Annotated in this window: 23 protein-coding genes; 17 read left to right on the forward strand and 6 right to left on the reverse strand. The window is 43.6% G+C overall.

Features of this window, described 5'->3' with window-relative positions; genetic code table 11:
• Positions 1-51: 51 nt before the first annotated feature.
• Positions 52-828, reverse strand: a complete 777-nt coding sequence (locus tag H1D31_RS01440) for a hypothetical protein (protein ID WP_261255316.1) — start codon at positions 826-828, stop codon at positions 52-54.
• 97 nt (positions 829-925) lie between these two features.
• Between H1D31_RS01440 and H1D31_RS01445 the strand changes: the two genes are divergently transcribed.
• The 4 genes from H1D31_RS01445 to umuC all read left to right on the forward strand — a co-directional run bounded on the left by H1D31_RS01445 (position 926) and on the right by umuC (position 3,319).
• The gene (locus H1D31_RS01445; RefSeq protein ID WP_261255318.1) at positions 926-1,153 is read left to right on the forward strand and encodes a helix-turn-helix domain-containing protein; all 228 of its coding nucleotides are present in this window, start codon (positions 926-928) and stop codon (positions 1,151-1,153) included.
• A 122-nt stretch (positions 1,154-1,275) separates the two neighbouring features.
• The gene (locus H1D31_RS01450) at positions 1,276-1,530 is read left to right on the forward strand and encodes a hypothetical protein (RefSeq protein ID WP_261255320.1); all 255 of its coding nucleotides are present in this window, start codon (positions 1,276-1,278) and stop codon (positions 1,528-1,530) included.
• Between the two features lie 83 nt (positions 1,531-1,613).
• Positions 1,614-2,045, forward strand: coding sequence for a translesion error-prone DNA polymerase V autoproteolytic subunit (gene umuD, locus H1D31_RS01455; RefSeq protein ID WP_261255322.1), 432 nt, complete (start codon positions 1,614-1,616; stop codon positions 2,043-2,045).
• Entirely contained in the window at positions 2,042-3,319 is a 1,278-nt protein-coding gene (gene umuC, locus H1D31_RS01460; RefSeq protein WP_261255325.1) for a translesion error-prone DNA polymerase V subunit UmuC, read from the forward strand. Before umuD ends, umuC begins: the two co-directional genes overlap by 4 nt.
• A 103-nt stretch (positions 3,320-3,422) precedes the next feature.
• On the opposite strand, the gene H1D31_RS01465 is transcribed toward umuC, so the two are convergent.
• From H1D31_RS01465 to H1D31_RS01475, 3 genes are all read right to left on the reverse strand, one after another.
• A complete protein-coding gene (locus tag H1D31_RS01465) occupies positions 3,423-4,253 on the reverse strand; it encodes a hypothetical protein (protein WP_261255327.1) in 831 nt (276 codons plus the stop codon).
• A 126-nt stretch (positions 4,254-4,379) separates the two neighbouring features.
• Positions 4,380-4,982 carry a hypothetical protein gene (locus H1D31_RS01470; RefSeq protein ID WP_261255328.1) on the reverse strand — a complete coding sequence of 201 codons (603 nt, stop codon included), beginning with the start codon at positions 4,980-4,982 and terminating at the stop codon, positions 4,380-4,382.
• A 98-nt stretch (positions 4,983-5,080) separates the two neighbouring features.
• Positions 5,081-6,697: a TIGR04141 family sporadically distributed protein gene (locus H1D31_RS01475; protein WP_261255329.1), complete on the reverse strand. Its 1,617-nt coding sequence runs from the start codon at positions 6,695-6,697 to the stop codon at positions 5,081-5,083.
• A gap of 353 nt (positions 6,698-7,050) precedes the next feature.
• On the opposite strand from H1D31_RS01475, the gene H1D31_RS01480 reads away from it, so the two are divergent.
• Positions 7,051-7,743, forward strand: a complete 693-nt coding sequence (locus H1D31_RS01480) for an SOS response-associated peptidase (protein ID WP_261255330.1) — start codon at positions 7,051-7,053, stop codon at positions 7,741-7,743.
• Positions 7,744-7,771: 28 nt separating this feature from the next.
• Here H1D31_RS01480 and H1D31_RS01485 read toward each other — a convergent pair whose 3' ends face one another.
• Positions 7,772-8,314: a DUF6933 domain-containing protein gene (locus H1D31_RS01485; RefSeq protein ID WP_261255333.1), complete on the reverse strand. Its 543-nt coding sequence runs from the start codon at positions 8,312-8,314 to the stop codon at positions 7,772-7,774.
• 35 nt (positions 8,315-8,349) lie between these two features.
• Positions 8,350-9,003 carry a response regulator transcription factor gene (locus H1D31_RS01490; RefSeq protein WP_261255335.1) on the reverse strand — a complete coding sequence of 218 codons (654 nt, stop codon included), beginning with the start codon at positions 9,001-9,003 and terminating at the stop codon, positions 8,350-8,352.
• A gap of 30 nt (positions 9,004-9,033) precedes the next feature.
• Here H1D31_RS01490 and H1D31_RS01495 point away from each other — a divergent pair, with 30 nt between their 5' ends.
• From H1D31_RS01495 to H1D31_RS01550, 12 genes are all read left to right on the forward strand, one after another.
• Complete coding sequence (locus tag H1D31_RS01495; RefSeq protein WP_261255336.1) at positions 9,034-9,936, forward strand: MASE1 domain-containing protein; 903 nt, start codon at positions 9,034-9,036, stop codon at positions 9,934-9,936.
• 95 nt (positions 9,937-10,031) lie between these two features.
• Positions 10,032-11,222 (forward strand): IS4 family transposase, encoded by a 1,191-nt coding sequence (locus H1D31_RS01500; protein WP_261255181.1) that lies wholly within the window; start codon positions 10,032-10,034, stop codon positions 11,220-11,222.
• A gap of 17 nt (positions 11,223-11,239) precedes the next feature.
• Entirely contained in the window at positions 11,240-11,965 is a 726-nt protein-coding gene (locus H1D31_RS01505; protein ID WP_261255337.1) for a histidine kinase, read from the forward strand.
• Between the two features lie 248 nt (positions 11,966-12,213).
• A complete protein-coding gene (locus H1D31_RS01510; protein ID WP_261255339.1) occupies positions 12,214-13,482 on the forward strand; it encodes a flagellin in 1,269 nt (422 codons plus the stop codon).
• 209 nt (positions 13,483-13,691) lie between these two features.
• Positions 13,692-14,444 (forward strand): fimbrial protein, encoded by a 753-nt coding sequence (locus H1D31_RS01515; protein ID WP_261255341.1) that lies wholly within the window; start codon positions 13,692-13,694, stop codon positions 14,442-14,444.
• A gap of 50 nt (positions 14,445-14,494) precedes the next feature.
• Positions 14,495-15,862 (forward strand): hypothetical protein, encoded by a 1,368-nt coding sequence (locus H1D31_RS01520; protein ID WP_261255343.1) that lies wholly within the window; start codon positions 14,495-14,497, stop codon positions 15,860-15,862.
• A 122-nt stretch (positions 15,863-15,984) separates the two neighbouring features.
• Complete coding sequence (locus H1D31_RS01525; RefSeq protein ID WP_261255345.1) at positions 15,985-16,908, forward strand: tyrosine-type recombinase/integrase; 924 nt, start codon at positions 15,985-15,987, stop codon at positions 16,906-16,908.
• A gap of 76 nt (positions 16,909-16,984) precedes the next feature.
• Complete coding sequence (locus H1D31_RS01530) at positions 16,985-18,907, forward strand: AAA family ATPase (RefSeq protein ID WP_261255347.1); 1,923 nt, start codon at positions 16,985-16,987, stop codon at positions 18,905-18,907.
• A 32-nt stretch (positions 18,908-18,939) separates the two neighbouring features.
• Entirely contained in the window at positions 18,940-19,398 is a 459-nt protein-coding gene (locus tag H1D31_RS01535) for a DUF6641 family protein (RefSeq protein WP_261255349.1), read from the forward strand.
• A gap of 78 nt (positions 19,399-19,476) precedes the next feature.
• Positions 19,477-19,923: a JAB domain-containing protein gene (locus tag H1D31_RS01540; protein WP_261255350.1), complete on the forward strand. Its 447-nt coding sequence runs from the start codon at positions 19,477-19,479 to the stop codon at positions 19,921-19,923.
• Between the two features lie 27 nt (positions 19,924-19,950).
• The gene (locus H1D31_RS01545) at positions 19,951-20,358 is read left to right on the forward strand and encodes a DUF2787 domain-containing protein (RefSeq protein WP_261255353.1); all 408 of its coding nucleotides are present in this window, start codon (positions 19,951-19,953) and stop codon (positions 20,356-20,358) included.
• Positions 20,358-20,621 carry a helix-turn-helix domain-containing protein gene (locus H1D31_RS01550; protein WP_261255355.1) on the forward strand — a complete coding sequence of 88 codons (264 nt, stop codon included), beginning with the start codon at positions 20,358-20,360 and terminating at the stop codon, positions 20,619-20,621. Before H1D31_RS01545 ends, H1D31_RS01550 begins: the two co-directional genes overlap by 1 nt.
• Positions 20,622-20,635: the final 14 nt, after the last annotated feature.

Genomic DNA, 20,635 nt, shown 5'->3' on the forward strand with positions numbered 1-20,635 from the left:
GATCAGATCAGGAACGGCCATGAATGTTCCCTAATCGCCTAACTTTTTATTTTAAATGCAGAATTTCTGGGGATACCTCAGACAAATCGCAACAATAGTTGAAATGACGGTGCTCAATAGCGTTAAAAACAGCCCTTTCCTAAACATGCCTTTGAACAGATACAACAACGGGCCAATTACTAAACCGATTAACATCGAGAACCACTGAAACGTCAGCTTTTTTGAATCAGTTTTGGGGAGCTTGGTAATGCCATTCACAAAGTATTCTTTTAACCCCATCTCAGCTGCACCGCTGTCTTGTAAGAGCTTAAATCGCTCCTTCCACCAAGGACTCAGATTGAACGAATCCAGCTCAACAGGTTTAACTGCATCGTTAATTTGGCGATCAGGTATTTTTTGTAAAACGGGTATAGCCTTAGCTGGATCTGGGTGAGTGTTAGCAAGCTGAGTGTTAACTGCTCCATCTTGCAGTAAAGAGCCACAGTGCTTACACAGGATTTTGTTACTAACAGTCACTCTATAGTCATCAATTGCGTGATTCACTGAGCTGGGCGCTGAGTTAACGACGGTTTCTTGATAAGTCACGTCTTCTTGCAATGATTTTTCCCGGATGACTTTTGTTAAAATTCCGGCTTGTTCCAATTTTGCATGAAGCTCGTTAGCTTGTTGCTGATTTAGATTATTTCGAAGCGAGTATGAGCGACCTGAAAATAGCTTATCCTTGTTACTTTCTGATATCTTTAAGAATTTAGATAGGAATACGCCAATTACCTGCTTGTCCTTACCCTCTTTAACTTGCCCGTCAAAGATTAACTTGTACCTCTCCATGCACTCCCTCATCAAATAGGATTATATGCCTAGGACTATAAACTATAGACCGAATAAGGGCAAATCATCATAGTCGCGTAAATTTAAGAGGCTTTTGATGAGTAAGCAGTTTTTAAGCGCCCTCGGGCAAAACGTGAAGAACAGACGTCTGCAAAAGCAGTGGACGCAGCTTGAGCTTTGTCATGCAGCGGGTATCGACTTGAGCTACATCAGTCGTATAGAGCGTGGCCAGGTCAACGTGAGCATTGAAGCACTGCTTAAAGTTTCGACAGCGCTTGATTGTAATGCCAGAGATTTATTGCCTAATAACGATTTGGATTGCTGATTAAATCCCGCTTAGCCCCCTTCCGCCACTCTAATTCACTAAACTTTTCGACAAGTACGCTATTTGACAGAAGCCATTTGCACATCTATTTTTAACAAAATATTATCTTTTGGGGTTTTATTGTGGACAATCAGCGCATCAATGAGCAACAAGCATTGAAGCTACTGCGGCAATGGAATGATATTGGCCGGGATTTGCCGTCTATAGCTAAACTCTCTCCAACCAAAAATAAACAAGCAATACTTTTACTACTACCTGACTATCTGTGCAATCAATGGTATCAAGTTGGTGAAACTTATAGCTGCTATGCAGAAGCAATGAACTACTTAGGCACCTTAATAGATAGAACCCTGACGGCAATCCGGTTACCTAACTGAGTCAGCATTACACTCATCAGTATCAGAATTGCCAATTCTGGCCTGACTGATATACTGTATATATGTACATATATGAGGTAGGTATGTCAGCAATATTTATTGGTAATGCCGATTTCTGGCCGAAACAACAAATTCCCTTCTTTAGCGATCCGGTAAAGGCAGGCTTTCCCTCACCGGCACAAGACTATGTTGAGCGAACGCTAGATTTGAACGAGCTATGCATTCGCCATCCTAATGCCACGTTTTTTGTTCGGGTTGAGGGTGATTCGATGATAGAGGCTGGTATATATGATGGTGATGTATTGGTAGTAGACCGCTCTATAGATGCTGAACATGGTGATATCGTGGTCGCCGCAGTAGGCAACGAGTTTACGGTTAAAGAGCTATGTACCCGACCATCGCTCATGTTGTTACCGCGCAACCCGGCTTACAAACCGATACGACCACGTAACGGTGAAGAGTTTAACATCTTTGGCGTAGTGACCAACGTTATCAGGCAAATGAAACGCAAATGACAAAACCGGTATTTGCACTGGTAGACTGCAATAACTTCTACGCCAGCTGTGAAAAATTATTCCGACCTGACCTAACAGACAAGCCGGTCGTTGTGTTATCTAACAATGATGGCTGTGTGGTCGCCCGGTCTAAAGAAGCGAAGAAACTCGGCATTAAAATGGGTGTTCCGGTATTTCAGGTGCGTGAGTTAATCCAGAAACATGGTGTAGTGGCATTCTCTTCCAACTATGCCCTTTATGCTGATATGTCGCAGCGGGTAATGAACACTCTGGAAAGCCTGGCCCCAAGGGTGGAGGTGTATTCCATCGACGAATCTTTCTTGGATTTAACCGGCGTTGATTTTAGCCAGAGCCTGACTGACTTTGGCATGCAGGTACGAAAGGTAGTGCAGAAGTGGACCGGCATTACCGTCTGCGTGGGTATAGCACCAACCAAAACACTGGCAAAACTGGCTAACCATGCAGCCAAAACCTGGCCGAAAACAGGTGGCGTTGTCGATTTAACTGACAAAGTGCGCCAGCGCAAGTTATTGGCCTTGTTGCCGGTAAATGAGGTGTGGGGTATAGGTGGGAAACTGACTAAGAGATTACAGCAACTGGGCATCAATACCGCCCTGCAACTTGCCGATGCAGACCCTGAGTATATTCGCCAGCAATTTTCTGTGGTGGTTGAGCGCACAGTGCGAGAACTTAACGGCGAAAGCTGTATTGCACTGGAAGAGATGGCACCGACTAAAAAACAGATTGTCAGTAGCCGCGCCTTTGGTGAACGCATCACCGATAAGCAGCAAATGCGTGAGGCAATTAGTGAATACGTTAGCCGGGCTTGCAAGAAGCTGCGCCAAGAGCAGCAAGCAGCGAAACATCTTACAGTTTTTCTGCGCACCAGTCCGTTTAGCGATAAAGATGCGCCCTACAGCGCCAGCAAAAGTATCGAGTTAGATAAACCAAGTAGCGACACCCGAATATTTCTGAATAAGGCAATGCAGTTACTGGATGGCCTGTGGTTAAACGGTTACCGCTATGCCAAAGCAGGGGTTATGCTGGCCGACTTTTATGATCCCGGCGTGTGTCAACCTGGCCTGTTTGATGAACCCATGGTACAAAAAGAAACTGACCAAAAACTGATGCAGCTAATGGATACCCTTAATAGCAAACATAGCAAGTCACTATGGTTCGCCAGCCAGGGCACAAAGCAAGAATGGGGTATGAAACGCGAGCTGCTCTCGCCAGCTTATACAACAAACTGGCGTGAACTTCCGGTAGCGAGATAATTTCTGCTTTGAGCGATCTACGGACGTTAACGCTCACTTAAGAGGGGCCGAAAAAGCATAGCTTTTGAGGTTCCAGCCCGCTTACGGGCGACTTTAATTTTTTTTAGGCATTTTTACAGATGGTGGTGAGATAAACGATACCACTTTCGACCCTTTCTTTTATGGCACGCAACTGCGAAAACTCGAATCTTCCAGCCGAACCATGAGTACCATCGTTGAATACACGAAAAAGCTGCAGGACGTTGGTAATATCTTCATCAACGAATTCAACAGCTTCCTCACTGACGATACCAGAATTGACCAAAATGTGTTTGATTTTCCAGCGCCTAGTAGGCTGACCTTTATCTGTTTTTTCACATTGTGGGAAGCGGGTAAGAACGTCGGTATCGGGAGCAAAGTGATCAAGAATTTGTATAAATATTTCTCTGGCACTCGTACAAAAGTGACGCGAAGCGTCCGGATTCATAGGGCTCAGAGAAAAGAGTGCACCTTTCCACCTGCTATCTAAATCAGGTGATATTTCACTTAGTTCGTCAGTGATAGATGTTGAGACGAGATCGCCATCATTGCCAGCGTTTGTTTGTGGCTCATCTGACTCCAGAGCGTTTGAAACCGAGAGGCTATTCGCGTTTTCTTTCTCAGATAAATCAAGAAACTGGTTCCCGAAAGGGATGTTCTCAAACTCTTGTTCGCGCTTTTCTAGGCTTTGATAAGATCTATTAAGCGAAACTGTAGATGTGTGTAGGACCTGATACCGCACCGTTGTGCGGCTTTGCAATCTGTTTAGCTCATTTATAATTCTTTGACGGTTTGCTCTTAAACGAGCATTGTGTTGTCTTACAGCGTTGTTGTATTTGTTCATGGCTTGACGCTGCTTACTTTCAATCTGACGCAATTTACTTCGTAATTGTGAAATATTGATTTTCTTAGCCATATATTCAATTCCTTTTTGTGCCTACCTCATTGTAATGATAGGCGTCTACTTTATTGGGGAGAGGTTTCCAAGCCGCGCAGCGGCTGATCAATATGCGTTTGTTAGACTTTGTACAATTTTCACTCTTCACTTTGATGATGCTTCGATTGAGGCCAATTTTTGTGTTTTCACTTCTAACATATGTATGACTTTATCTGCCGCCAGCACGTAATCCTGTGCCGCGACAACTGTTGGTTTAACTTTTGCGTGCGCGACGCGGTTTCTCAACTCATAAAGTTCCATTACAAGCCGCTTAGCTTCATCTGATAGTAAGTCCGACGAGACAATTGACCTATACACACTACGAGTATTTTCTAGCGGATCTACGATCAATCCAGTTTGCTTGCCCAAACGGAATAGTGCTCCATCTACTCCCGTCCAAGCCTCAATAATCATTCCTGCTGGATCATTTCGAGCACCAATTAATTTGGCTAATGCCTCTTTCTCTTCCGTAGGCTTTTCTATTTTTAAGGCGCTTCCTTTCATAAATTGAAATGATAGCTTTTCCGAGTTAACGAGAGCCTGCCTGGCTTCCATTTCAAATTCTGCTTCGACTGGACCCGCCTTAAGCTTTTTAAGATATGGGAGTAAATCCGATAATTGACGGCGGAATACCACCCCCAAAATCAGAATTACACTTGGCCAAGCTAGAGAATCAATAGCTTTACTAATAAACGTCAACCAATCCATTTATCTGACCTTTTTATATACAACCTGATGAAGCATAACGCCGCGCTCTGCGGCAAATTTGGAGTGCTGTGGAAAATTTGTCCGCTAGCAGCTCCTTGTTAATTTTTCTTTGGCTTGCATTTTTTAGTCTTTAACCATGTGGGATCAATATCTATTTTCGAAATTGAAATGTTGTAATTTAATGCCTTTAATGTTTTTAAGGAATTTTTCAGAGTCACCTTCGAAAAGAACGGGAGTTCAGCAGGTATATTCTTGGTTGTAGCAATTGCATACACCACCCTATATTTGCTTGGATCTGGCCTTTCCTTAGGGTCTATTAATTTAATTGATGCAGGTAATTTTGGATTTAGTTTTTCCCTGTATTCAGAGTCCTTGATAAATGCTTCAGCAGCCACAAACCCTTGTGAGAAGAGATGACTTAGTGTGCTTGAGCTTCTATATAATTTGACATGGACAAACTCCTTTCCATCTTTTATCAAATCACAGTGCTCTAATTTGTCATAAGGGCCGCCAATTTGAATATTCTTTTTATCCATTAAGCAAAAGCCACTTTTCGTTTTAACTACTTGCTTGTTATAGTCTCCCTCATCATCATGAGCATATATGGGAAACGAAAATTGATAAGTTTCGAGATCGCTGAGGTAATCATCAACCGCTGAAACAAAGTCGCAATTAATCTTGTACCATACTCCATTTCTTAAAATGTACTGATCTTTTCCAAATTTAATTTCAGCATACAAACAGCGGTAGACTGGCCAATTTTTTACAGACTGATACTCATTGTTGTTTACGTGAACAACGTTACTTTTCATTAACTCAACTGTAGGAGTAACACCACCGAGGTATGCTATATAGTCATCGAAAGATAAAACCACATGGCGAAGGGTTTTTGGGTACATATCAAATGAGTAGCCGATTTGATCTTCCCAGTCTACTATTTCCGGTTCCCCTAACCAGAAATTAGAAACATTGTTACTACTCAAGTATTTATCTAGTTCCAAATCAAGTATTTCAATCTCGTCATAGTCTCGAACCCTATTGATATTTTCTACCCAGCTGAATTTATCTGGAAGATTAGAACGATATTGTTTAATAGACTTTGAAAGAATCGCGGGTATATGTGAAAGGTTGATCTCTACAGCTATTGTAAGAGCATCCCTGCCAGTTACATAACTACCAAATTCTTTTACTAATGATGTGCCTGTCACAGCGTAAAGCATTTCCATCTCAGAATCTAAATGGAGATTAAATATATCTACATCCCGTGTGCTTTGTGTTCTTGAGTTCAGTGGATTGTGATCATAGCTAGCTTTATCCAAACTTCTCAGTTTGTCAGGATCTACAGAGTTCAGCGTCACCTTTAAACCGAAATCACGCTCGATAGACTCTTGCTTTAGAAGATGAAAACCAGTGCCAAAAGACAGTATAAATGTAGCTCCTGAAATTCTTACTATGAATACTGCCCCTACATTTGAAGAGATGCCAAATTCAGAAGCATCAACTTGGTTATCTGTTGTAAATAATCTAGTCCAAGGAGGGGCATTTTTAGGTGGCTGCTTTTTTATGTAAAGACGGGCCGATTCTGCCTCTGGCAAGTCCATTTCAATAGGTTGCTTAGCATTTTCTAGCTTTATAACGTCGGAATCTGGCTTGCTGCCATCTCTAGCCAAATAGATAGATAGCTTTTCTTTTCTGATTTTCTTTACTCTTGCCATAAATCCCTTCTCGGCTAAGCACTGTAAAACTAATGCTTTAGCGGATCGTCCCATATTTAAACGCGGGCCAACCCGTTTTTGTGCATTTATTGTACAGCAACATTACACCGCTTCTTTAAAACATACAACAACTTATAGTACAACTACTACTTAAGCCGGCGACAAATACGGAGCAACCTGCCTAACAAAGCACAGAGAGTTTTTAACTGCAAGCTAGGTACAAATACACGACTCAAACTCCAAGTGAGATACCGAAAGTCACGTCCGCTACTGGCACACAGCAGAATAAGTGTCTGCAAACCCACTGAATAGCTCATACTACTATCACCTAAACGGTAAATAGAGTTTAAGGCATGTGCGGCAGACTTAACGTCATTGACGATCCCGGCGTTCGAGAACTGTGTGAAGGGCTGCAGATTCAGCTGTTCCCTGAGAGCCAAATATTTAGCAGGTTTATCAGGGCTACAAATCAGGTCAGTATTGTCAGGCAGAAAGATGGCGTCCGTAGAATGGACAATGCTATTTGGTGGCTGTTACTTGAACCATCTGCTACCGGCTTTAAGCCATCTAAGTACACTTCGTTTAACACTCGCTATGATAAGCTAAATGTTAAGGGCTCTGCTGGCTACCAGGCATACCGCCATAGTCGGTGTGTTATTCCAGCTAAAGGCTTTGGTGAATCTGAGTATGTGAACAACAAGCCACTTCATTACCATGACCTCGTGGCTAAAGATGGCGCTATTTTACTTGGCGGCCTGTGCCGGGAATGGATTAACAAAGATACCGGCGAATCCGCACTATCTTGCTCAGTGATTACCCTACCGCCGCACCCCAAGCTTGTGCATATTCATAGCAAGGCATCACCACTATTACTGCCGTTAGACATGGCTTTGGTGAACCTCTGGCTGGATGAGAGTATTACCGACCCTAGTGAATTTGAGCCACTACTGAAGCCACATATACCCTATGACCTGATTGTTACACAGGTAGATAAACCGAGCGCTTACAATGTTATTGCGCCGTCAACTCATGTCGATATGGATTAATGACGTTTTAAATTCATTATGGTAGCTTTCAGACAGCTGGTAGTTGCTTGAGAAGCTGAGCCATCTCTCTAATCGGCCAAATAGCTTCTTTTATTCCCTTTACGGTGCATGGACGATCTGAGAGCATCACTGAAGTTGAGTAAGGTAGTAACTCTGTAATTTTTTGATTGCGGTAATTCAGCGTAATTTCAACATCGAGGACCATTAGTCGCATTGTGCCTTGCACTGAACGACTGCATTCGGAATCAAAACTATAATTCTCAGATTGTATCGACGATGCGGCCTTTTCAATCAACTCTGTAGGCAACTCTGCTTTTAAGAGGCTGTTGATAAAAAAATCCTGAAATACCAGCGGTAAGTTCTTGAGCTGCTTTGTAGTAATACAAGGCAAAAATACAGCGAAGCGGGTGGCATCGTTTACAAATATCAAATTCTGCCGACGTTGGATAGTAACCACATTAGCATGCCAGTTGATCCAACGCTTAATTAACTCACTCTCAGAATTGGTCTGCATTTGCTCATCAGGTAAATCCAGTTTATCAAAAAGTTTTTTTGTGCAATGAAATCGCATTTCTCGCTATCCACTGTAACCAATAATTTTAAAATTCAGCACACAATATCTGTAAATGCCAAAATACCATGCTTTAAGGCCAGCTGAAGTAACTGGAAATCGTTCTGTAATTCAAGCTTAGCCAGCAGGTTTGCTCGATGGCTATGTATGGTTTTTGTAGCAACATTCAGGGCTTTGGCTGCGCCTTTAACTCCGAGCCCTCGGGCTAGCTGAATAAATGTTTCGTACTCACGTTCTGACAATGTGGCTAATCCGGTAGCACGATATTGTTTGTCGTTGAATTTAAGGTTTTTGATAACGTCACTGCTAAGGTAGGTCTCACCGGCGCTCACAGTAGCTATCCCTTCCAGCAACTCATCAGCAGCACAGCGCTTAGAAATATAACCCAAGGCACCGGCATCAATAGCCCTGCTAACGAAGGGATCGTTGTCATACATTGATACCACAAGACACTTTACGGCAGGATGCAGCTTAGATATCTGCCGAATTAACTCGGAGCCATGCATGTCAGGTAATGCATAATCTATGACAGCGATATCACACTGATTTTCCGTTAAAAACTCAAGCGCCTGTTGTGCATTGCCTTGTTCAGCAACCACTGTAGAATGCTCGTTAAGACTGAGTAATCTTTGAAAACCTTCACGGACTATTGGATGATCATCAACAAGCATTATGCGGGCTGGGTGCATAAGTAGATTCCGAGACATAAGGTACGGCGAATGTATCAAACATTGATGCAAGTTAAAAAGGAATTCCTAAATACCAGCAATGCCGGTGAGTTGCTAATTAGGCATTTACTCGTCACTGCATGCTACGCAGTTTGTTTTTTAATCTTCTATGCGTTATCAAAAAATTTTTTCACTCATCAAGGCTGGTCAACTTGGTTTATGCCAAATGGTATTCGCGTTGCTGCCATGTTGATTTTACCAATCAGATATTGGCCGACGCTGCTATTCACAGAGTTTAGCTGTAATCGGTTTATTACTGTTTATTATGGCACTTTTGCGTTACCCCCATTTTTCGCCACATTTGGGAAAGTCATCCTAATGTATTCTGCTTACTCGCTTGTCGCCTTACCGGCTAAGCTCCTACTTAAAAAAGTAAGCATGAACAATGTGAAGTACTGCATCCTGCTTATAACAGCGTTGATCGGGCAGAGTATGGTAGCGGCAACCAACCTTACATACTTTGTTGAGTTTTATAGCAACGTGCCTGCTGAGCGAAAAATTGAGATTTGGCTTTCCTTTGTCACAGGCGGTGTTATTGGTGGCCTGTTGGTATCACCTTTAATCTTGGGTTGTTATCAGTTAATTACTACCCAGAGAATTCATCTACTCAACAAAACAACGCTTTACCTAAGCAGCTATGCGCTGCTGTTAATCGCCATCTATCGTTATCTACAGATTGACCCTGGCTCGCTGTATGTAGTTGTTGCTCTGGCGCTAATGCCTGTTCTATTTTTTGCTTATAGTTTTGGTTGGACAGGTGCGTTGTTCGCTACAGCACTAACCAATCTTTTTCTGGCTGCATCTGTTTACGGTCACTCAGGCACACTGACCATGCAACAAATACAGTTGTTTGTCATAGTATTAAATATCTCAGCGTTACTATTCGGTGCCTGAGGTATCCCCAGAAATTCTGCATTTAAAATAAAAAGTTAGGCGATTAGGGAACATTCATGGCCGTTCCTGATCTGATCGTTCGCCAAAACTAAACCATGTCATTAACAGCCATGAATGTGAAAAGAATGCTCGCCGATTTCCTCGGATTTGTCACCCCCAAAACTATGCATAAAGCGCGATTTTCTGTCTTATTAGACGCGGTTACTGCGCTTGCTAAAGACGCGCGTTGCACTGTGACCGCCATAGGGCGCGCAATGCCAGGATCGTCCGACAAAATCAGTATCAAGCGCGCGGATAGATTACTCAGCAATGCCAATCTGCAACGGGAACTGCCTCTTATCTATGCAGCAATGACTAAGTCTGTCGTTAGCAGTAAATCGCAACCGCTCATTCTGGTTGACTGGAGCAACGCTGATACCGCGAAACGGCACTTTATACTGCGAGCCAGTATGGCCGCTGATGGCAGAGCATTGACGCTATTACAAAAAGTGGCGGCAGCAGAAGAGTATACTTGCCCACATTTGCACCGCGCGTTTTTAAAACAGCTCAAGGCCATGTTACCCAAAGACTGCAAGCCCGTTATCGTCACCGATGCTGGCTTCAAGGTGCCCTGGCTTAAACAGGTACGCCAATTAGGCTGGCATTATGTCGCCAGAGTCAGAGGCAACGTGAAACTTAAGCTTACAGAGCAAACAGAATTTATAACCGTGAATGCTCTTTATAAAAAGGCTCGCGCTACACCCAAACACGTAGGCGCAATCGTGCTGACTCAGACGCAGCAATATGAAACCCGCGCTATTCTGGTAGGTAAAGGCTATAAGCTCTTGAAGCGTGATAGAAATAAATCTTACAAAGAACCCTGGTTATTGGTGTCATCGTTACCTGAGTGTCATGACTATGCGGATAAAATCGCCAAATGCTACAGCAGCCGGATGCAAATAGAAGAAAGTTTCCGCGACCAGAAAAGCCCGCGCTATGGCTTAGGGAGTGACTTGCACGGCACCAAGTGTAAATCACGTTTGAATATATTGCTGCTATTGGCTGCACTGGCAAATTGGTTCCACTACCTGATGGGAGCCGCAGGTGAAATAGCAGGTGTGCACTTACGATATCAGGCTAACACAGTAAGAAATCGACGGGTACTTGCTCTGAACTTCCTCGGCATCCTGCTATGTAATGAACCCAAGCTCCCAATCAGCAGGCAACATTATCAGCAAGGGCTAAAGCAAATCTTGCACTGGGCTGCTCAGTGGGACTGGGCGCAAATCAAGTTGGCAAAGAGCTGATACTATGAGGTGTAAATTTGTGGGGATCCCTCAGATTCGGTGCAGTAATTTCAAATCAGAAAGCTCTGTCTAAATCTCTACAGGCGAGTAATACCGAGCTGCAACAACTGGCGAACCGCTTTATTAATGTACAGGAAGATGAGAGGAAATCGGTTTCACAAGAGCTACACGATGAGATAGGCCAGATTGTAACGGGTTTGAAAGTAGAACTTAAAGTTATGGCCGAGACATCAACTGATGAACAGATTAAGCGCCAGCTACCCAGAATAATGAACGCTACCTCATCCATCTATGAATCAGTTTATCGGCTGATGCATAAATTAAGGCCTCGCTTGCTAGACGAGTATGGCTTACACAATACTCTTACAACGGGTGAACTTGTGTCCGCTTTGCAGAATGCAGATATCAACTACAGACACTTTATTGACACAGATTTGAACACCTTGCCACAGAACATCCAAATAGCTATTTTTCGGATCTGCCAGGAAGCCTTTACCAATGTGATAAAACATAGCAATGCTTCAGAGTGCCAACTGTCTATCCGGTTAGTGGACGAAAACGTAAATTTGGTAATTGAAGACAACGGCCAATCTGACAGCAAAAATACAGCCAGTAATGGCAATGGCGGTTTTGGTTTGAGTGGTATTCGAGATAGGGTTAGCGCACTTAATGGTACGTTTGATTTCAATACCTCTAATCATGGTGCTTTATTAATAATTTCTCTTCCAATTCATTTACGTTAACGCTCAGAAATTTTCTTAGCCTCTTTAAGACAAACTTGCATGGGAAACTTTTGACGACCAGTTAAAGTTATCTCTGGTTTCTTTTTCCAAAAATTAAAAAACACTCCATGCCTGATTGCGACTGCAACCGGGATAAGCTTGCTTATAAAAATAATATCTAATTGTTTTTTATATGTTTTTTCTAATGCTTTTGTATTTACCTGTCGATAGAAGAGCTACTGAAGTTCCTGGTAGGACGGTAGCTCTGAATGTCATTTTTCGTGAATACAAATATTTCGTCTTTGAATGCTCAGCGAAGTCTGGTAATCAATGCGCCAGCTTTAAATGTGAGCTTTCAACGCTTAGCTTCAGGATATCGTATCAACTCTGCTGCTGACGATGCCGCTGGTCTACAGATCTCAAATAGGTTAACTAGTCAGATAAACGGTATCGGTCAGGGTATTCGTAACGCGAGCGATGGTATCTCCCTTTCCCAAGTTGCAGAGGGGGCATTGGATGAAATGACTACATCAATTCAGCGGATGCGAACTCTCGTCATACAATCTCGCAGTGGTATCAATAGCCAGTTGGACAGAACAGCATTACAGAACGAGATCCGCCAGATCAACAAAGAAATAACACGCATTGCTGAGACAACCAGTTTTGCCGGCATACCTCTTCTCGATGGCAGGTTAAACCGTGATTTTCTTGTAGGTGCTAATGCCGGAGAAAATATTAACGTTAACCTTGAACGTGATGAGGGTTGGACTGCGGATGGTTTAAGACTATCTGAAGTGGTGGTAGATGGAACAGATGGAATTAATTCACCTGCAATAACCGGTCAGTTTAACCCAACAGGCACTACATTTAGCGTACCCGCCATTCCCGGTACAGTATTTGGCCTTCAGGCCAGCGTTAACGGTGGCCCTTTTGCACTACTGCAAGAGCCTGTTGGCAGTCCTTACGCTGGCGCACCTACACCAGGCCAAGTTACTTTTGGAAATAATGCCAACATTAATGCGCTTATTCTCGGTCAAGCAATTAGAGAAGGCACAGGAGTAAATCTTCAAGCTTCGGTAGCAGGTAACACATTTACACTGATAAATAACTCAACGGTTCAGTTTCGGCTATCGGGAACAGCTCCGGACGAAGCCACTGCGTTAGCAAACCAAGCTTTTGTTATGTCATTAACGGGTTTAAGTGCTAACCAAGTCGGTATTCAGCCGTTTCAGATAGCACCGCCTGAAGATGAAGATTTAATAACAAGACTTAACCTTGAGATTATCGATGAAGCGATAAACACGATAGACAGCGCAAGGGCAAAACTCGGCGCTACTCAAAACCGCTTTCAGGCGACAATAAGAAACCTGAGTAATGTAGAGGAAAATGTCAGTGCCGCCCGAAGCAGAATAAGAGATACCGATTATGCAAAAGAAACTGCAGAACTAACACGGACTCAGATATTACAACAAGCCTCCACTACGGTATTGGCGCAAGCTAATCAGCGGCCTCAGGCAGCACTAAGCTTACTGCAGTAACATCACTCAAAATCCTAATTTGTGATTTTGGACGAAACTCAATAAGACATTACGCATGCCTCGGATTATTTCTTAGCCTGATTAAGAGTTTTTCTGGGGCATCACATGCGATGTGACCATACCTTGAACTTAACAATACTCAAATAATACAAGTAGACCCTAATCGCGAGCTCGCGATTAGGGTTGCTTTCAGTGTAAAAGGGAAAAGTATGATTAAAAGAAAACCTAATATTGGCCGTAAGGAAGACTCTGGCAGTAAAAAGCCTGCAGGCAAAGCGAAAGAAAAGCCGAAGAAAAAAATTCAGAATAAAAATACTTCAACAAATACAGAAAGTGAATCTTCTTCAATTCGAAGCCAATATATAAATTACCTTAATAACCCAGATGCGGTTATTGATAAAAAAAGCATCAGTAGTCACATGAAAATCTTTGACAATAAGGATGTCAATTTTCAAGCGCTGTTATTGTCTGTTGAAATGACAGAAAGCTTCCGACAATTTGATTGCGATACTATGAAGGATTTTATCGATGATTATTTAGAGCACTCGTATAAAGCCGCTCATAAGATACTTAGCCAAGCAAAAATTGCTTTCGATGCTGGTGGTGCAGATGCGGTCGGTAAATATACGGGTAATGCTCTGGAGGCATTGAAAGAACTCGATTCAGATGAACGGAAAGAAGTATTTAGTAATGTGCTCAAATCCCATTCTGATCCAAAAAGCGTTACACGAACTGTCATCACGAAAACAATGACAGAGCTTGGATATATTGATGAAATTTCACCGCAGCATAAAAAAACCAAGGAAAAGATTTCGAAGATCCATAATAAAATCAAAAAATCTACGACCAGGCCAGATTTTCTAAGAAATATGGCAGAAGCGCTTTACGAAAATCTTAACAAAAAAGACATCATGTCCATTATAACTAATCTTAACAAGATCAAATCAGCAGCAGAAGGCTAAGTAATAGAGCTACATTATTGATTTTTATTAACATATTAAAGGATAGCAGTGTGAGAATAAGTTATAACACTATAGACATTAATGACTTTAGCACTATAAATAAGGTGCTAGCTGAATTCAGATCTAAAAATAACTTTATCCATCCATACGATAACGTTAATAGTCAGGTTATAGCTTGTAATATTTCTAATACTGACATTAAGGCATTAGAGGAATCCCATAAGCAAGGCATGGATGCCGTATCATTAAAAGATAAACACCTTCACTACTACCATACACTATTAACGTCACAACTATCTAACCCCCAGGCCTGGGGTATGTTTCCTATAGTGGATTCGCTTAATCTGACGTTGGCTGCAACAGAAGAAGAGGTGAATAGGGCCATTACGTTTTTCAGTAATAACGATGGTACACAAGGTACACAGATAAGAGTAAAATACGCGGAAGACAAAGGAAAACGTGATAGACGTGTTAAATCCCGCTATTTAAAGAAAAGGCATGTATGGTTAGAGGGTGAGCCAAATAAGAGGATTTATCTTTGGATAGGTTTGGTAGGAGGCCAAACTGACTGTACTCCCCGCCCAATAAGAATATCGCTAAACCCTAGTGTGTTTACCGGCAATTCACTTCGCAAATTATTCTGTGCAATCAACGATACAAATGTATTTGAAAACTTCTGGGAAAGCTTAGCAGATGCTAATATCACTAGAGTAGATTTGGCAGCAGATCTAATCGGCGTTCCCACGCCCATTCTTATTTTCAATTCTCCACGCTGTATGCATTATGACTATGCCAAAAAGAGAGAACATTCAGCACAAGAACATGGAACTAAAAAGGAATATTTGCAGACACAGTACGCTGGTAAAATTTCAACATCACACTTTAAGGCATATGACAAAGTTAAGAAAAAAGAAGAGAAAAATCAGAAACATGTTTGTACGATAAACGGCCCGGATAGTCAGCCACTATACTACACTCGCATTGAACGGGTTCTAAAGTTACAGAGCAACGGGTCAAATCGAAAGCTTAAGGATCTGGTAGGCCTGCCTCATATGTTTAAAGAAGTACAGTTCTACAGCCCCGCGGCATTTAAAGAGTTAGGAGAATGCCAGTATGATGCGTTGGAAACAGGATTCTTATTTTCACTATTTAAATCCTATGAGCAAACGCATGGATTAAATGCTGAACTTTTGGAGCAAACTATCAAGCAAAAGAAAACTTTACCGGAGTATACAAATCTCTCAGAGAAACAAATTTTGCGTAAATTAAAAAAATCGATGTTTACTGAGATGCACGCACAAATTGAGCGGTACAAGCTAACATTTGCCAGTGCATGGTTTGAAGAACGTCAGAAAATCATATTGCGAAATATTCTTAAGTTTATGCTGCCCAAAAAGTACAGGGAAAATACTAGTTAACCGTGTCATAAATACCGCTCGCAATCCCATCAAAACCAGCGCTACCATAGTGTAGCGCTATCTCTTGCGCTCCTTCTCTCACCCTATTTCAATCTGATTATCACTATCTAACGAGGTGCTCTATGAGTACAGCTTCGCCGTATTCGCTTTACCTGAGCAGGCTATCGGCTAATAGCAAAACGTCTATTGCGTCACAGCTTCGCAGTATCGCTAAAGTTATGGATTGGCCGGTTGACGATGAAGCAAGATTTCACCAAATCAACTATCAGGATATGCTGCAGATCCGGGCTATGTTGCAGCATGCTGGCTGGGCTGCACGCACGATTAATCGAGCACAGGTAGCTATCCGCAGTATCGTCAAAATTGCTGTGATGATGAAGCTAGCTGATAGTGAGCAGCTAAATCAGCTTAGTAGCCTAAGCAAGCTTAAACATGCCGAATACCCCGGTACTGCGCTAACAAAGCAGCAGGTTCAGGCACTGTTTACACTACTGGAGCGGTCAACATCCGCAGTGGGTAAGCGCAATATAGCGCTATTTGCAGTATTGCTTGGTACTGGTCTTCGTCGAAGTGAGCTGGTAGCGCTAGAGCTAAAAGATATCGAATTGAACAAGCAAACGCTGCTGGTGCGTAACGGTAAGGGCAACAAATCCCGCACTGTATTCTTACCCAAGTGGTGCCTGAACTATCTGCAAATCTGGCTAAAACTACGCTCTATGCAGCCTGGCTATCTGTTTTGCTCGATGCTGATAAACGGTAGTGTAAAACCGGCCAAAGCCTTAAGCGTTTGGCTGGTGTACAGGCTAATCAAAGACAAGTTACAGCATATTGGTGTTGAGAATGCGTCACCGCATGATTTACGCCGCACCTTTATTACGCGCTTGCTAGAGCAGAATATCGACCTTAATACAGTACGACAGATGGCCGGTCATGCGTCGATTACCACCACGACCATTTACGATAAACGCGATATGCAGTTTATGCAGCAAGCGGCAACGGCACTTAACTATGATATTGCCGGGGGCAAGCATGATAACCCCGCCTAATACACCGCTGCCTTGTCATTACTTAGCAGCGTTTTACGCCAGAAACGTGATTAGCTTGATAGATGTAGACTTGGCGATGACAAATGTTAGTCGCGCCATTATGAAGCGTATCAGCGGCCATGTGTTTGATAGCAATATTGAGCTGACTACGGCTACAGCGCTTAAGCACTTAACTATTGCTGATGCTGCGCCTGAACTGACCGCCCGAGTAGAGCAGAACTTAGCGACACTCTGCACTTTGTTTAATGTCGCACCAAACTTTGGTCCTGCCCTCGGCTTTTTGGTACTGATGAACATTAATCAGGGGCTTAATCAGCTGGTGGATTTTGTGGGTGGTCACTTTGAAGAAAAGGCACTGGAAAGACTGCTATGTGAGGTATCCGGTTTAAGCGCTAACGATGTCTCGCACAGCTTATCGGTGTTACAGCAAAACGGCGTGATACTGGTAGACCGGTATTTGAATGAACTGCAGGACATCACGATACCGGCCAGTATTTTGTATGTACTGACCAGTGAGCAGATAGAAAGCAAAGCGCAATTGCTGCGCCATCTACTTTGCCCAAGCATCGAAACACTGTTAAAGACGGATGATTTTGGCTATGTCGATGTCGCGCTACTGCAAGGCTATCTGGCTGAAGCAATCAGCCAGCAGCTTAGTGGCGTAAACATCTTGCTCTATGGCGAAGCCGGTAGCGGTAAAACAGCACTGGCGAAAGTATTGGCCAAAAGCCTGTCAGTACCACTTTATGAAGCCCGTAACGTGCGTATGGACGAAGGTTTTTTATCTAACGAGTTTGGCGCCAAAAGCTCAGACACCCAGCGTATTCAATACATCACAATGCTGCAAAGCTTAATGGGCGGCAGTGCCATGATGTTACTGGTCGATGAGTGCGAGAGCCTGTTCTATAGCGCCGATACGCATTACTCCAAAGAGTCTGTACATCGGTTATTAGAGCAAAACGCGGTGCCGACTATCTGGATTACCAACTATGTTGACCAGTTAGAACACAGCTATATTCGCCGCTTTAAATTGGTGATGCCGGTTAATGCGCCGAAAGACGAAGTGCTTGAGAAAATGAGCCGTGCTGAGTTTAAAGGCTTAGGCATCAGCAGTGAGTTTCATACACGGCTTAGTAAAACCCCGAACCTGACACCGGCACTGTTGGCTAACGCCTCCCATGTTGCCAGAGCGCTGGGCGTTAAACGTAGTTTGGCACAAGGCGTTATCGAGGATGTGATAGAGAACAGCCTTACCGCCTGCGACTTGTGGGATGACAGTATGCGCTATCAGGCGGAGCTGGCGTTCGATATGTCACTGCTTAACATCAAAGAATCCGCAGCGGTACTCAAGCAGATAAACCATGCTGTTGCTACTAACGCACCGATACGGGTGTTAATCAGTGGCCCACCTGGCACCGGTAAAACCGCGCTGGCGCATCACCTGGCCGAGCAGCATAAGCGGGAACTGAAGCGCGTATTAAGCTCGGATGTACTGAGTAAATATGTCGGCGGCTCTGAAAAACAAATCGCCAGACTATTTCAGCAAGCGCATCGCAACAACCAGATGTTACTGCTGGATGAAGTAGACAGCCTGCTCACGAGCCGGGAGCGGTTAAACATGCACCATGAGCGGCAAGTGGTGAACGAATTGCTGGCGCAGCTTGAGTGCTTTAGCTACCCGCTGTTCGCTGCAACTAATTTCGAAACAGCTTTGGATAGCGCTATATTACGCCGCTTTGATTTCAAGTTGCAGTGTGACTACTTGAGCGCGCAGCAAGTTTTAACGCTGTACAAGCGCACTGTGAGCGTTCCACAGCTATCAACGTTAGAGACTGAGCAGCTAAGTTCGCTCAGCAGATTAACACCCGGCGATTTTGCACTTTTAACCCGTCGTTTGCGCTTTAGCGCAGCGCACGAACATCGTCAGTTAGCGCTTGCCGTGCTGACCGATGAAAACAACCGCAAGCAACCTAAAACCCCCATCGGCTTTGTGCAATAGCCACTAAGCCAACATCATAAGGAAAACACACTATGTCTATATTGAGTTCGCTCAAGGTTATCGCTCGCCCAAAAATTGAGCCCAAAGCACCCATCTTAGGCAAACGCCTAAAACTGATTGAAAAGCTGGATGAACAGCAAGCCATGGCGCAGGCCATGTTAGATGGTCAGGCTTATGAAGCCTATAAAGATAAAAAGGTGAAAGACCCCGAAAGCGGTGAGCGAAAAACCGTACGCACACGCAAAGCGGTACGCCCCTGGTACTTTGATGACAACGAGCACTACTACTTTGAAATCAAAGTTGGGCTTAAAACGCTGGAGCTGGAAAAAGGCAAAGCGGCAATTGATGTCGGTAAAAAAGAAGATTTACCGACCGTCATCAGCACCATCATCAAAGCTGTAGAAAGCGGTGAGCTGGATGCGCAGATATTACAACTGTCACCGGCAAAACCACCGAAACCGCCGAAAGCCAAAACCACTGACAAGAAATGAGGTGATATGGCCGGTCACTGTGCCGGCCAATTCATTCAATCAGGTTAAAAAACGTTTAGCAGGTTTTGGAGGTGCGTTATGGCAACCCTGCGAGAAATAGAACTGACCTACCGCTTTAAAGAGGTGGACTGTGACATTACCGGTAAAACAGCTAACAGCCCTGAAGTCATAGGCAAGCTTTTTGACTACCTAAAGCATGAAACCAAAGAAGTGTTTATCGTGGTGAACCTCACCTCACAGCACGAAGTGAATTGCTTTGAAGTGGTGGCAAAAGGCACTGCCGATGCAATCAGCACAAGGCCTGTTGAGCTGCTACGCACGGCAGTCATTTTAAACTTAAAGGCGGTTATCCTAATTCACAATCACCCATCTGGGTTAAGTGAGCCAAGCCAGGCCGATGTGCGCTTTACCGAGCGGGTCATCGAGATTGGCAATATCTTAAATATCACCGTGCTGGACCATGTGATTATCGGCTTAAACCAGCACACCAGTATGCGACAAACCCACGGTCATATTTTTAAGTAACACCCCATCTATTCAGGAGTAAACATTATGCGTATTCAGTACGAGGGCTTAGCTTTGCCTGTTTCAAAGCGATTTATTGATGAACTGATTAAAGTAATCGAGCCGCACAGAGAGCCACTGGCAGAGTTTGTCTGCGTGAACTTTCGGGACCCGAAATACAGTGCAGAAGATGGCGGCTACCATCCCGTTGAGATACTACTGACCGGCACCAGTGGCCGTTATGACATCTGCTACATCACTGACTTTTGTTATGCCGGTATCGGCGATTGCGCAGAGCTGGTGAAGTCTTTGGACTTCGAGTTTATCGCTGGCACCTTTCAGGATATGACCGGCTACTACCCTATTGAAGTCGCAAGAGAAATCTACCCGATATGGGAAGATAACTTTTTAACCTACTGGCTGGATATGGGGGTTTTTGAGGTGGGGGTAAGCTAATGGAAGCATACAAACCTAAACGGGGTGAAGCCCACTTAAAAGCCAGCCCTAAACGCATTGCACTCGGTAATTGGTTACGAGAGCAGCGAAACGCTAAAGGTCTTACTATGCGTGACATGGCAGCGATCAGTGGCTTACCACATAGCTACTTCGGCAAGATTGAGCAGGGTATTCGGGGGTTGGATATTCTGGAGTTTCTGGAGCTCTGTCAGTGGCTAGGTATCGATTATCGTTCAGCTATAAACCAGGTATACAAATTGTAATTCCATCTAGAACG

The sequence above is a fragment of the Alishewanella sp. BS5-314 genome, from assembly GCF_025377695.1.
GTDB classification, from domain to species: Bacteria; Pseudomonadota; Gammaproteobacteria; order Enterobacterales; family Alteromonadaceae; genus Alishewanella; species Alishewanella aestuarii.